Annotated in this window: 11 protein-coding genes; all 11 read left to right on the top strand. The window is 64.7% G+C overall.

The genetic code is table 11. The features are described 5' to 3' along the window. Positions 1–115: 115 nt before the first annotated feature. The 11 genes from L6Q21_RS09845 to L6Q21_RS09895 all read left to right on the top strand — a co-directional run bounded on the left by L6Q21_RS09845 (position 116) and on the right by L6Q21_RS09895 (position 13,620). A complete protein-coding gene (locus tag L6Q21_RS09845) occupies positions 116–415 on the top strand; it encodes a CopG family transcriptional regulator (protein WP_237830571.1) in 300 nt (99 codons plus the stop codon). Next, a complete protein-coding gene (locus tag L6Q21_RS09850) occupies positions 412–2,502 on the top strand; it encodes a type IV secretion system DNA-binding domain-containing protein (RefSeq protein ID WP_237830572.1) in 2,091 nt (696 codons plus the stop codon). The genes L6Q21_RS09845 and L6Q21_RS09850 overlap by 4 nt, the downstream gene beginning before the upstream one ends. After that, complete coding sequence (gene mobF / locus L6Q21_RS09855) at positions 2,499–5,480, top strand: MobF family relaxase (protein WP_237830573.1); 2,982 nt, start codon at positions 2,499–2,501, stop codon at positions 5,478–5,480. The genes L6Q21_RS09850 and mobF overlap by 4 nt, the downstream gene beginning before the upstream one ends. 8 nt (positions 5,481–5,488) lie before the next feature. Further along, the gene (locus L6Q21_RS09860; protein ID WP_237830574.1) at positions 5,489–6,088 is read left to right on the top strand and encodes a restriction endonuclease; all 600 of its coding nucleotides are present in this window, start codon (positions 5,489–5,491) and stop codon (positions 6,086–6,088) included. After that, the gene (locus tag L6Q21_RS09865) at positions 6,085–6,750 is read left to right on the top strand and encodes a lytic transglycosylase domain-containing protein (RefSeq protein ID WP_237830575.1); all 666 of its coding nucleotides are present in this window, start codon (positions 6,085–6,087) and stop codon (positions 6,748–6,750) included. Before L6Q21_RS09860 ends, L6Q21_RS09865 begins: the two co-directional genes overlap by 4 nt. Before the next feature lie 219 nt (positions 6,751–6,969). Then, a complete protein-coding gene (locus L6Q21_RS09870; RefSeq protein WP_237830576.1) occupies positions 6,970–7,926 on the top strand; it encodes a hypothetical protein in 957 nt (318 codons plus the stop codon). Between the two features lie 86 nt (positions 7,927–8,012). Next, complete coding sequence (locus L6Q21_RS09875) at positions 8,013–8,630, top strand: antitoxin Xre/MbcA/ParS-like domain-containing protein (RefSeq protein ID WP_237830577.1); 618 nt, start codon at positions 8,013–8,015, stop codon at positions 8,628–8,630. Then, complete coding sequence (locus L6Q21_RS09880) at positions 8,627–9,220, top strand: RES family NAD+ phosphorylase (RefSeq protein ID WP_237830578.1); 594 nt, start codon at positions 8,627–8,629, stop codon at positions 9,218–9,220. The genes L6Q21_RS09875 and L6Q21_RS09880 overlap by 4 nt, the downstream gene beginning before the upstream one ends. Before the next feature lie 127 nt (positions 9,221–9,347). Then, entirely contained in the window at positions 9,348–9,863 is a 516-nt protein-coding gene (locus L6Q21_RS09885) for an RNA polymerase sigma factor (protein WP_237830579.1), read from the top strand. Between the two features lie 100 nt (positions 9,864–9,963). Continuing rightward, the gene (locus tag L6Q21_RS09890; RefSeq protein ID WP_237830580.1) at positions 9,964–10,971 is read left to right on the top strand and encodes a FecR family protein; all 1,008 of its coding nucleotides are present in this window, start codon (positions 9,964–9,966) and stop codon (positions 10,969–10,971) included. Positions 10,972–11,112: 141 nt separating this feature from the next. Then, positions 11,113–13,620 carry a TonB-dependent siderophore receptor gene (locus L6Q21_RS09895; protein WP_237830581.1) on the top strand — a complete coding sequence of 836 codons (2,508 nt, stop codon included), beginning with the start codon at positions 11,113–11,115 and terminating at the stop codon, positions 13,618–13,620. Positions 13,621–13,668 lie beyond the last annotated feature (48 nt).

Below are 13,668 nucleotides of genomic sequence, written 5' to 3' on the forward strand. Positions count from 1 at the left end.
ATTTTCAAGCGGCAGACACGTCCGCCAGGCTGATTTTCTTGTGATTTTCGCAGGTCTGCGCTAAGGTGCGCTCGCTTCAAAACCGCCTTGGCGATTGCTCCATCGGAGCAATGCCTTGGCCAGAGTAACTGTTCGCATCGACGATGCGCGCCACGAGCTGCTGAAACGCAGGGCGCGCAGTGTCGGCATCACCGTCGCCGAACTTCTCCGTCCCGCTATCGAACAGGCCGCCGATCCTCGCAGCGGCTATGTCTTTACGACGCAGGACGAGATCCTCTCCGGCGTCCTCCAGACCCTCGCGATCGTCGCGGCCTCGATCCGCCGGCGATCCCCGGACGCCCTCGAAGAGGGGATGGCCGACGCGCGCCAGATGCTCCTCGATCGGGGCCTGCTCCCGCCCGAGCAACGGCCATGAGTATCTTCCGCAACGACACCCTGGGATCGTGGACGCGGGGCGGTCAGGCGATCGTTCACAATGTCCGCATGACCACCCAGGTCTTCATCCAGACGATGATTGCCGGCCTGGTCATCTGGGGGATGGGCACGGCCTGGTATGCGCTCGAACGGTCCACCGACTATCAGCGGTTCGTTCTCGTCAAGCTGGTCGAAGCCACCTTTAAGGCCGACGCCGCGCCTGGGACCAACGATCCCGTCCTCTTCCGCACGCCGGAGGGGCGCGAATATTGGACCTCGGCCGACTATCTGGTCGAATCCGAAATCGCCAAGCAAGCCCTCCGCAAGCTCGAAACCGATCTCATCCACGGGGCGGCGATCGCGGGGGGCGTCGCCATCCTCGCGCTCGTCTGGGCGTGGTTCTACTTCACCCGCACCGGGAAGGGTCTCGGCTCCAACGAATATGTCCGCGGCGCCCGCTTCGGGAGCGTCTCCCAGGTCCGTCGCGCGCTCTGGCGCCAGAAGAAAGGCAGCTTCTCGATCGGGGGCGTCCCGATGCCCGATGCCTTCGAGCCGGAGCATATCCTGCTCATCGGAGCCCCCGGAACGGGGAAGACCAATCTCATCACCACCATGCTCGCCGGTATCCGCAAGAAGGGCAAGCGTGCCATCGTCTATGACACCGCGGGGAGCTTCGTCGAAAAATTCTATCGGCCGGGGCACGACATCCTGCTCAACCCCCTCGATCAGCGCACAGACATATGGAGCCCCTGGGTCGATGTCCCCCGCGACTACCATTATGACCAGATCGCGGAATCGACCATTCCCGACAAGCAAGGCGATCCCTTCTGGGCGAAGTCGGCCCGCGGCACGCTCGTCGCCGTCATGCGCAAGCTCGCCCGGCAGCAGCACACCCTGATCTCGGTATTGCTGGAGCGCGTGCTGCGCTCCCCGCTGGCGGATCTCGCCGCCTTCACCAGAGGGACCGACGCGGCCGCCTTCATATCGACCGAGGGCGAAAGAACCTCCGCCGGCATCCAGGCCGAACTCGCCTCGGTGATGCGCAGCTTCTCCTATCTCGACGATACCACCGACGGCTTCTCCATCCGCGAATGGGTGGAGAACGAGACGGACGATAGCTGGCTGTTCGTCACCGTGAAGGCGGACCAGCTCCCGTCGCTTCGCCCCCTGATCACCGTTTGGCTCGACATCGCGATCAGCGCGATCATGAGCCTCGCGCCCGACCGGGATCGCCGCCTCTATTGCGTGATCGACGAGCTGCCGACGCTCCAGAAATTGCCGTCGCTCTCGGACTTCCTTGCCCGTGCCCGGAAATATGGCGGCTGCGGTATCCTCGGCTTCCAGTCCTATCCCCAGCTCGAAGCGACCTACGGGATTCAGGATGCCGCCGCCATCACCGGCTATTGCTCGACCTGGGTGGCGCTGCGGGCGAACGACACCGCCACCGCCAAGCACGTCTCGGAGAATCTCGGCCAGGTCGAGCAGGTCGAGGCCAATGAAGGCATGTCCTATGGCGTCAACGACATGCGGGATGGCGTCAACCTGTCTCGGATGCAGGTGACGCGGCCGCTCGTGATGCACACGGAGGTCACGAACCTTCCCAACCTGTCCGGCTTCCTGCGCTTCGGCCGCAACCTGCCGGTGGTCCGCTTCGACGATCGCTTCAATGCGCTGCCATCGGTCTGTCCCGCCTTCATCGAACGCGACACCCCGCCCACGCGCCTTCAGGCGGGGCAAGATATCATCGCCCGCGTGCGGGCGGCCGCACGCGCGAGGGCGGCGGCGGAACGGGAAGCCAGCGAGCGCGGCGCGGAGGCGCCTGCTCGCCGACCTGCACCTCCGCCACGTCAGCCGGACCTCTTCGATCCCAATGCCGCGCCGCCGGTGAATCCCCCGCCGCAGCAAGGGGAGCCGGAGCCCATTCAGAGCGAAGCGGAAGACCTGAATGCCGTGCCGTCCGATCTCCCGCCGCCAGATGAGCGAGCTGGTCCCGTCACCTTCCTCGGCGCGACGCGCGGGCGCATGAATGTGCCGCTCGACGCCCATGGCCGCGCAAGCGGTCCTCGCGGCCCGGCGAGGCCGGCATGATTCATCCCCGGCGCCTCAAGGGCACGCCCGCCAATCTCGCCAGATACTATACGATCGGCGATTATTATACGAAGGGCGGCGACGAACACAGCGAATGGGGCGGCCGCCTCGCCCCCGACCTCGGCCTTGAGGGCAAGGTCGATCCCGCCGTCTTTCAGGAAATGCTTTCCGGAAAGGTCGAGGGCTTCCAGCTCGGCCGGCACGGCAAGGACGGCCAGCTCCAACACCATCCCGGCTGGGACTTCGCCGTCAATGCCCCCAAATCCGTCTCGATCATGGCGCTGGTGCATGGCGATGAACGGATCATCGCCGCCCACGAATATGCGGTCGGCGCCGCCATCGACTATATCGAGGAACACGCCCAGCTCCGGCGGCGCTTCGACGGAGAGATCGTCCATGTGACGACCGGCCGGTTGCTGTTCGCGCGCTTCACCGAACATAGCAGCCGGGAACTCGACCCCCATCTGCACACGCATGTCGTGGTCATGAACATGACCAACGAGTTCAGGGGGGATAATGTCGTCAGCCTCGAAACTCGGGCCATGTTCGCCGAGCAGATGGTCGGCGGACAGGTCTATCGCAACGCGCTTGCCCACCGGCTTCGGGAAATCGGCTACGAAATCGAGTTCGACCCGAAAAGCGGCCTGTTCGAGATCAAAGGCATCCCCGAAGACATGCTGCGCGATATGTCGCAGCGCGCCGAACAGATCGATGCTCACGCCAAGGAACATGGCCATGTCGGACAAGCGCAGCGGGCGAAGTCCTTCTATGCGACCAGGCGGGCGAAGGAATCCGTCGGCCTCGACGAGCTTCACGCGCGATGGGCGGACCGGGCGAAACCCTGGGAGCCGGCGCTGCAAGAAATCGCCAACGAGGTAGCGCGCAAGGGCGAGCAAACACTGGAGCCCGACCGCCGCGTGGCGGCACAGGCCGCCGCGTTCGGTGTCCGGCAGGCCGAGACCCATGAAGCGGTCAACAATATGGGGCGCTTCTATCGCATCGCGCTCGCGTCCCATGTCGGCGAGGTCCGGCTGGAGGATGTGCGCCCCTTGCTGGAGGCGCAGGAAGCCACCTCCAAACTCTTCCGCACCATACAGCAGTCCGGCGATCGGACGCAGATGCGGGGTCGGACTAGCTTGCGGACGGTGCGCCTCGAACTGGCGCTGTCGGAACATCTCTCCCTTGCCATGGGCGATGCCGCGCCGCTGGCGACCCGCGAACGGCTGATGGAGGCGGCGCAGTCGGCCCGCCTGACCGACGCGCAGACCGCCGCCTTGTTCAACATCGCATCGGGGACCGATCGGCTTGTCGGCATTCAGGGCGTGGGTGGTTCGGGCAAGTCCACCCTCGTCGGCGCGCTGGTCAATGCGACACGGCCCGATTTCGAACTGGTCGCCCTCGCGCCGACGTCATCGGCCGCGGCCGATCTCGGCGCCAAGGCCGGAATCGAATCCAGAACGGTCGCGTCGCTGCTCGCCAAGGGCGGGCACGACGTCACCGAGAAGCACATTCTGGTGGTCGACGAGGCCGGCCAGCTTGGCAACCGGCAGGCGAAACGGCTGCTCGAAATCAGCCGCCACACGGGCGCCAAGCTGATCCTGATCGGCGACACCAAGCAGACCGGCGCCATCGAACAGGGCAAGGCATTCTGGCTGCTCCAGCAGCTCGGGATGCCGACCAGCTATCTCACCGAATCGATGCGCCAGGAGACGCGCGCGATGAAAGCCGCCGTGTCTCTCGCCCGAAACGGCGAATATGCCGCATCGCTCGCGGCGCTGGACCGGGTGGCGACAGGAGAGAGTGCCGAGAAACTTGCCGAAGATCTGGTCAAGGCATGGACCAGGCTCAAACCTTCGTCGCGTGCCGCCACCAATATTCTGGTGCTCGACAATGCCACCCGCCTGATCGTCAACAGCCAGATCCGCGAGACGCTGAAAACCGAAGGTGCGCTCGCAGCCCAGGACGCCCGGCTGGAGGTGCTGGTCCCGGCCGCGATGACCGAGCAGGAAAAGCATTTCGCGCGCTTCTATTCGGGCGGCCAGGTGGTGATGTTCGCGCGCGACAATGCCGGCATCGGTATAGCGCGCGACACCGAATATCGCGTCACCGGCACCGGCCGCGACAGCAAGGGCCGGCAAGTCGTTCATCTGGTCGATCAGAACGGCCGGACCATCGCCTGGAATCCACGCCTCGGCAAAGCCGGGCATGTCAACGTCTTCCTCACCGAGAAGCGCGACCTTGCCGAAGGCGACCGCATCCAGTGGCGCCTGGTCAACAAGCAACTCGGCTTGAAGAATGCGGAGCGCGGCACCGTCGAAACGCTGGACGGCACCATGGCCACGATCCGGTGGGATCGCGGCGAGCGCGTGGAAACCATCGATCTCAGCAAGCACAAGACTTGGGATCACGGCTACTCCGAAACCGTCTATTCTGCGCAATCCAAGACCTATGCGCGTGTCTTTGTCCTGGCGCCGGTGGAGTCCGGCCTGGTCAACGGCCAGAATTTCTACACCGCCATCACTCGCGCGCGGCTCGGCGTGAAACTCTGGACCGAAGATCTCAAGCGCCTTGCCGAGAAGCTGCACGCACGATCGGGGGAAAAGGCATCCACCCTCGAAGCGCTTGGCAGGCTACAAGCCGACAGCCATCGCGTCCGCAGCACGCGTCACAGGGATCGGCTCGACCGATCCCGCGACACCAATGCCCAGGACCGCGAAATGCGGCGGCAGGAGCGGGAACGGCAAGAGCGCGGCGAACTGCCCGACAGGGGGCCGCGCAGCCTTGGCGAGATCCTTGCCAGCCGTGCGCATGAGGGCGCGATGGCCGTCGACCGCTTCCTGCGCGCGACGCTCGACCGCGAGCGGGATCGCGCGGCCGAGCGCGCCGGCGGTGGCGATCACGCCGATCGCGCCGAGCCCGTCCACCAGCCCCAACCCGACCATGACCATGGCGGTCATGGCGGCGGCCACGACCGATAGGAGGAAACATGAACCTCTTGCTGATAGTGCTTGTCTGCCTCGCGCTGCTCGCCTTCTTCCTGCGGCACTTCCACGTCCCGATCCGGCATCGCTGGCGAAGACGGCAGGCCCGGATCATGTATGCCCAGTTTTCCGGCCGGGACCGGGACCAGCCCGCGGTGCTGCATTTTGCGCGGCTCCGCGCGATGGACGCGCTCGCGTTCGAGGAACTGCTGCTGGAAGCCTTCGAGCAACGGGGTTTCAAGGTCATTCGGAATCACCGATATACCGGCGATGGCGGTCTGGACGGCCAGGTCGTCATTGCCGGGCGCACCTGGCTCATTCAGGCCAAGCGCTATCGCAGCGCCATCAAGCCCGATCATGTCCGAGACTTTGTCCGTCTCTGCGACCAGCGCCGGCAACCCGGCCTGTTCATCCATACCGGGCGCACCGGGGGCCAGAGCCGCGAAGCCGTTTCCAGCGCTACCGGCATCGAGATCATTTCCGGCAACAGGCTGCTCGCGCTTCTCACCGGCTCACCTTTTGCTCTGCCCGGAACCGGCACTGCGTCGGCGCAGAAGGCGAGGCGACTGCCGCAGGGCGATCCCCATGGCAGGAGGCAGGCATGAGGATCGTGCGATCGTTCGCCGCGATTGCCGCGTGTGTCGTTGCGATCGTTGCACAGCCACTTGCCGCCAAGTCGCGGCCGTCCGACGAGACGCGGATCGCGCTTTGCATCCGCGAGGCATCGCGCGGCCAACTCTGGCTGGAACGCACGCTTTGGGGCTTGCGCGATCAGGAAGCCGGCTGGCTCGGTGCGGAAATCAGGAACACCAATGGCAGCCACGATCTCGGCCCGCTTCAGGTGAATAGCTGGTGGGTGCCGCGCTTTGCCAAGATGCTGGGTCGCGCGCCTTCGGATATTCGCCACTGGCTTCGCTATGATGCCTGCTTCAACGTCGAAGCCGCCCGATGGATATTCCTCTCGGCGCTGGAACAGGCAGGCGGATACTGGAAGGCGGTCGGCCTTTACCATAGTCCGACAGCGTGGCGGCAGCAGCGCTATGCCGCACTGGTTGCCGGCAAGATGCGCGCGCGCTTCGGAACGGAGATGTTCGCGTCGGCGATGGCGCCGCCCGCCGCAGCCATGATGTCCGTGCGCGGGGTGTCGCAGTCCGTGCCGCGGGCGGACGTCCCGACGCGCCGGATCGTCACCTATCACGGTTTCGGCAAGGACACGGCCGACAGCGCCGATGCACAAGCAGGTCCGGTTGCCACGGACTCGCTGTAGCTTGCCTGCCATAGGCAAGGCGCGGATGCTGTTTTCAGTTTGAATTTCGTCCGGCCTCAACGCCTGGAACGGTGGGCCCTTTGCAGCCGAAAAGCCAGAAACAAGCAATGGTCCGGTTATTTACCAGATAGTTATCGGCTGGGCCCTGACCAAGCCAGATACCGGATCGCAGACGCCTCAATTCAAACCGAAGCGGCACCCTGGCTTGCCGATGCTTTCTTGTCGATCGCCGCGACGCTACAGTCCGCGCCGCCCGGCCACTGCACAACGGAGACGGCAACCCTGCCTGCCAACAGCATGAGCGAAGATCTGTCGGGAACAACCGATCGTCCTCTGTTCGCGGTGGACTTCCATCATGACCTGCGGCCCTTGGCCGGGCGAGCGCAGGAGCAATGCAGACCGCAACTCGAAACGCTCCTGCACACGCTGCTCGAAGCGGCCCGCTGTCCCATCATCGCGCCGCCATCCGAGGCGCCCGACGATCCATCCATCACCGATGCCTTCGCCGCGCTGAAGGATGCCGCAGGCCGGTTCGATATCGTCCCCGGCCTTAGTCTCGCCGATCATCTCTGGCTGTTCGGCGGAGATCACAGGCGAGGCACCGTCACCGAACGCCTGCTGATGACCATGGCGCGCTGCCTCGACAATGTTCAGGGCTTCCTTCTGTTCTATGCGACCGACGTGCGGACGCCGCTGGCCTATGCGCCGCACAATCCGCCCTTTCGGGTCGCGGAAGCGATCGACACGCCACCGGCCGTCGATGGTCCCTATCTCGTGCTGGTGGTGTGCCGGATCGATGGGCAGCAGAAGGCCCAAGCCCTTCGCGGCTATGCCCAGCCGATCCTCAGCGCGCGCCAGTTCGTTCCGGTTTTCTCGGATCTGGAGCGGGACGTGCTGCGCGCCCTGATCGGGCTTCAGGAGGCGCTGGACCGGCAAGGGGTGGATTGCGCGATCGAGCGAGCCTTGCCGACGACAGGGGCTGCTCCCGGCCACGATATCAGATTGACCCTCCGCAGAGGGGACGCCGTGCTTCGTGAGCTGCATATCGCCATCGAGCCGAGCGGCACGCCTGAGCGCCTAGAGCCCCGGAATGACGACTCCAGCTACGTCGTGACACCCGCGCGTTGGCGAGACGGCGGATTGGTCGCTTGGCTGGAACGCGCGATCCTGCAATGAAACTCATGCCCCCGGTCCCCGTTGGCGCTCGCCACAGACTTTACAAACTTGGCAAACTTTCTATATTGGGCACAAAGGAATCGCCCATGACCCAAGTTTCGCTCAGAACCCGCCAGGATGCCCTGGAGGCAGTCATGACCCTGTTTCAGCAAAAGGTCGGCGCACTTAGCTTTGCCGCCTTACGCGAACTCGCAGCGGCGCTCCAGCGCCCGCAGCCCGATGCCGAGCGGCTGGCGCGCGTCGTCGTGTCGGCCGCCGACGATGTGCCGCCCGCACGCATGATGATCGGAAAAGGCCTCGGCGAGGTGCTGCCCGAGCCAGCCGCCATGGCCCGCCTCGACAAGCTGACCGTCACGGATGAAACCGACGAGTGGGCGGCCTCCGAGCTGCTCGGCGCGGGCGACATCACCGCGCGTCTCGGCGTGACCCGGACAACGCTCGACAACTGGCGGCGCGCGCACAAGATCCTCGCCTTTCGCAAGGGCATCCGCAACTTCGTCTATCCGCTGCGGCAATTCGAGCGGAAGGGGCCGGTCGGAGGGCTGGACAAAGTGCGGGCGCATTTCGACGATGATGAAACGGCATGGGAATGGCTGGTGACGCCCAACCGCTTCACGGGCGGTATCGAGCCGGTCGAATGGCTCCGCAAGGGTAAGGTCGAGGACGTGACACGCGCGGCGGAAGGCGCGCTCGACTACCAGTGAAATTGGACCTTCGGCGCATCGAGGCGCGAACGGGGCCAGTCGAGTTTCGCGACTGGCCCCGTATCTTTCCGGCCCGCCATCGCTCGACGCCCGCGGAAGCGGGCTTCGGCGCGAGCCGCTTTTCCAGTCCGAACAAGCTGTTCCGGGTGCTCTACGCGGCGGAAGATTTTCCAACCGCCTTTGCCGAGGCGATCGTGCGCGATCGCTTTGCCGGCAAACAGCGCCGTTACCTCTATCGTCCCTTTCTGGAGAGCCTCGTCGCCACGGAAATCAGCACGCGCGCGCCTCTGGCCCTGCTCGATCTGACCGGACCTGCCGCCTATGAGCTGGGCGTCGACACCGATGCGAAAGGCGCACGCGCCCACCTCACCGGCCAGCGCTTCGCCGAAGAACTGCACAAGCGAACGACTGTCGACGGCATCCTGTTTTCGTCTCGCCTGACCGATGCGCCATGCGTTGCCATATTCGACCGGGCATTCTCGAAGATCAGGGGAACATCTTCCGTAGATATTCTGCGGCTCTCCGCACTGGCGGATGAAATAGAACGGCTGGAAATCACAGTAAGACGGCGGGCGGTCAAAGCGACGTAGCGCGGATATCCGGTTTCATCGCGCTACGGCCTGATCGGGCGGCACGGTGCCGGTCTCCTCGCCCTGAGCGGTTTTCGCGCCGCTTTAATTGCGAGTCGTTCGCACTTGGTCTAGTAGCAGCATCGACATGCCGACCAATGCCCTTGCCTTGACGCGCCTCTTCATGCGCGAGCGGCCGTCCCTGCTTCGGCAGGTGCGCCGGCTCGTGGGCGCCGACAATGCCGAGGACGTGGCGCAAAAGCTCTGGCTGAAGGTCCAGACGGTGAGGGACGATCCCCCGATCATCGACAAGAACGCCTATCTGCGCCGCCTCGCGCACAATGTCGCGGTCGATCACGTCCAGGGCGACCAGCGGCAGGCGACCGTGGCGACGCGCGCCGAGGCGCTGTTGTGGGGCGTCGACTACGAATTGGGGCCGGAGCGCATCGTCGAATCGCGCGAGACGCTGGAGCGGATACGCGCGGCCATCGCCGCGCTGCCGGAGCCGACGCGCACCATATTGCGGCTGACCCGCTTCGAAGGCCGGACCCAGCGCGAGACGGCGGAACAGGTCGGCGTCACCACGACCACCGTCGAAAATCATCTTCGCCGCGCGCTCGCCCGGCTCGGCCGCATTCGCGACGGGGACACAGACGACGCGTGATTTTATTTTCTGCCTGTCTTGGGAAAAGGTGTTCGCGAACAGTCTTATCGGTAGAGGGATGGCAATTCGCCATCACCGGCCCAGGACTGCCGCAGCACTGATGTCCAATCCGTCCGATCCTTACCGCGACGATGCCGAGCCGGGCAGCGATCCCGTCTTGCGGGAACGCGCGCAATATTGGATCACCCGCTTGGTGGCGAAGGACATCAGCGCGACCGAACTGGATACGCTGGAAGCCTGGCTTGTGGCCGACCCGCGCCATGCCCGCGCCTTCGCCCGCGAGCGTGCGCTATGGCAGGATCTGGATACCGTCGCCGATGCGCTGGCCGCGCCTCCGCCCGCCCAGCCCGTCATCCGCCCGATGCCCCGGCAGGGCGTCACGCGCCGCCGCCTCCTGCGCGCCGTGCCGGTGGCGCTGGCCGCCAGCATCGTCGCGGCCCTCATCATCCCGTCGCTGGTGCTGGATCTGCGCGCCGATCATCGCACCGCTGTCGGCGAAGTGCGATCGGTCGCGCTGCCGGACGGCACGACCGCGATGCTGGACAGCGATTCCGCGATCTCGGTCGCGTTCGACGGCAACCGGCGCGTCGTGCATCTGCTGGCGGGCCGCGCCTGGTTCGACGTGCGCCATGAAGGCCGTCCCTTCCTTGTGGAAGCGCTGGACGGCGAGACGCACGACATCGGCACCGGCTTTGAAGTCCGGCGGGATGGCGGCGCGGTCGAGGTCGGGGTGACGCAAGGCGCGGTGCAGGTGCGCGCGCCGGGCAGCAGGAGCGGCCCGACGCTGCACGCGGGCGACCGTGTTCGCTACACAGCCGCCGGGCTGGACAAGCTGGCGGCCCAGCCCGCCGCTCGCCTCGCCTCATGGCGCAAGGGCGAGCTGCTGTTCGACAAGCAGCCGGTGCAGGACGCCATCGCCGAGATCGCGCGCTACCGCCGCGCGCCGGTCTGGACGATCGGGGATCTCGGCAATGCCGATCCTGTCAGCGGCCTTTTCCTGATCGAGCGGCCCGATGAAGCCCTGGAAACCGTCGTTCAGATGCGCGGCTTGCGAATGACCACACTGCCCGGCGGAATCGTCATCATCCGCCCCAATCCCGCCCCTTAAAAAAATTTCCTTCCTGCCTTTGGGAAAAGCCCTTCGGCAACAGTCTCCCCTATGAGGGCGTATTGAGTTGCATTCTCAATAGGTCCGCTACCGGATGCCGCGCGGGGCGGCTTGCTGATGGATCGAAGGGGATTGGACATTATGAGTTTCACGGTTTGCGTGCGGCCACGCCTGCTGACTTTTTCCAGGCATCTGATGCTGGCGGGCACCGCGCTTTGTCTCGTCACGACCAATCCGGCGATCGCGCAAACCGCCCCCGCGTCGAGCGCCTCCGCGCGCAGCTTCAACATTCCCGCGCAACCGCTCCGCGATGCCCTGCGCCAGTTGATGCAGCAGGGAAGCCTGCAAATCGGGTTCGAGGCGGCGGACGTGGACGGCAAGACGTCCTCGCCGGTCTCGGGCAGCATGAGCGCCGGCGAAGCCTTGTCGCGTCTGCTGGCCGGAAGCGGCCTGACCTTCCGCTATCTGACGGCCGGCTCGGTCGTGATCGAGCGCGCGCCGCAATCGGCCGATGGCGCGATCCAGCTCGGCCCTGTGCGCGTCGAGGGCGAAGGCGGCGGCAGCGGGTATGCCAGTATTGCGCCCAGCATCACCTCCGATCCGGACGCCACGGAAAACACGCGCTCCTTCACCACCCGCATAATGTCCAGCGCCACCCACCTGCCGCTGACCATGCGCGAAACGCCGCAATCCGTGACGGTGCTGACCAGCGCCCGCATCGCGGCCGACAATCTGGTGGATCTTGTGGATGTCGCAATGGCGACACCAGGGCTGCGGCGCGCTTCCAACGACGCGCGCCCCAACTTCATGTCTCGCGGTTTCGCGATCGACACCCTCACGCAGGACGGCATTGTCAGCGAATACATCGGTGACGAAGACACGCTCGGCAACCTAGCCATGCAGGACCGCGTGGAAATCGTGCGTGGTGCGACGGGGATGATGCAGGGCAGCGGCAACCCGGCCGGCGCCATCAACATGATCCGCAAGCGGCCCACAAGCACCTGGCAATTCAAGGGCGCCGCCAGCGTCGGGAGCTGGGACGACTATCGGGCGATGGCCGATGTCAGTGGTCCCCTGACCAAAGATGGCCGCGTGCGCATCCGTCTGGTAGGATCATTCCAAGACGCCGGCAATTATTACGACCTTGCCTTCAACGACAAGCACCTCGGCTATGTTACGGTCGACATCGACCTGACCGAACGCACCACGCTCAACATCGGATATTCCCACGTCTATTCCAACAGGAACATGAGTTGGGGAGGACTGCCGACGAGCTATGACGGTAGCCATCTCGACCTGCCGCGCTCGACCTTCATCGGCAACGAATGGGAATATGACAAGAACAAGGCCGACACCTTCTACCTCAGTCTGATCCATGATTTCGGCGCGGACTGGAAACTGAGTTTCAATGGTGCCCGTGTGAAGCGTAGCTACGACATGCTGGCGACATGGGTGGTCCCCACGCCCGATGTCGGCGGCTATGGGCATGTCTGGTATAAGGGCGTGACGTCGCGCAGACAGATAGCGGGCGACCTCAAGCTGTCCGGTCCGGTCTCCTTGCTCGGGCGCGAGCATGATCTGGTCATCGGCGGGACGTTCAACCGCCAGACTAGGAGCACCGATGAGTGGATGGAGGGCTGGGATGCCCCGCTGACCAGTGGCGTCGATCCGCTGACATGGAACCATGCCGCGCCGATGCCCGATGTCAGCAGCACCAGCCGCTGGTATAGCTATTATCCAAGAACCCCTTTCGAGCAGATCAGTGTCTATTCGGCCGGCCGCTTCGGATTGGCCGCGTCGCTGGATCTGCTCCTGGGGGCGCGCCTGGACTGGTTTGATCGCGTGCAACCGGGGGGCACCGAATCCTATTCGGTAAACGGGCATCTGACGAAATATGCAGGGCTGACCTGGAAGTTCGCGCGCCAGCACTCCGCCTATGTCAGCTACACCGATGTCTTCCAGCCCCAGAGCTTGCGCGGCCTGGACGGTAATTATCTGCCACCTCGTGCCGGTGAGAACTACGAGATCGGCGTTAAAGGCGAATATCTGGACGGCGCGTTGAACGGCAGCATCGCGCTGTTCCGCGTCGAGGAGAGCAATCGGCCCGCCTATCTGACCGACCAGAGCGGCTGCACCATTGCTCCCCAAGCCTGCTTCGGCGCTGCCGGCCTCGTGCGCAGCGAGGGAGTGGATATCGAATTGCAGGGCGCCCTTGCCGAAGGCTGGCAGATCGGGGGCGGCTTTACCTATTCCAATGTCCGCTACCGAAAGGATGCCAATCCGGTCAATATCGGCAAGCGGCTCGATGCTACGGTCCCGACCACGCTTTTCAAGCTCAGCACTCAATATACACTGCCCGGCTCGCTAGACCGTTTGACGCTTGGCGGGCGGATCAACTGGCAGAGTAAGATGTATTGGGACGAGGAGAATGCCTATGGCGACATAGCCCGCAATCAGCAAAACGCCTATTTGATCGCGGACCTGTCGGCCACCTATCGTTTGACGGATCACCTCAACGTCAAGCTCGACGTCAACAACGTCTTCGACAAGACCTACTACTCCGCCATCGGCTATGGAGGACTATATGGTGCGTCCGAGATGTTCGGTGAGCCGCGCAATTTCCTGCTGACGGTGAGCGCGAACTTCTGATGCGGGAAGGAGCGCGGCTCGCCTCCGCCAGCATGGCAGCGGGTCGAT

This window comes from Sandaracinobacteroides sayramensis (assembly GCF_022014495.1).
In the GTDB taxonomy this organism is placed as follows: Bacteria; Pseudomonadota; Alphaproteobacteria; order Sphingomonadales; family Sphingomonadaceae; genus Sandaracinobacteroides; species Sandaracinobacteroides sayramense.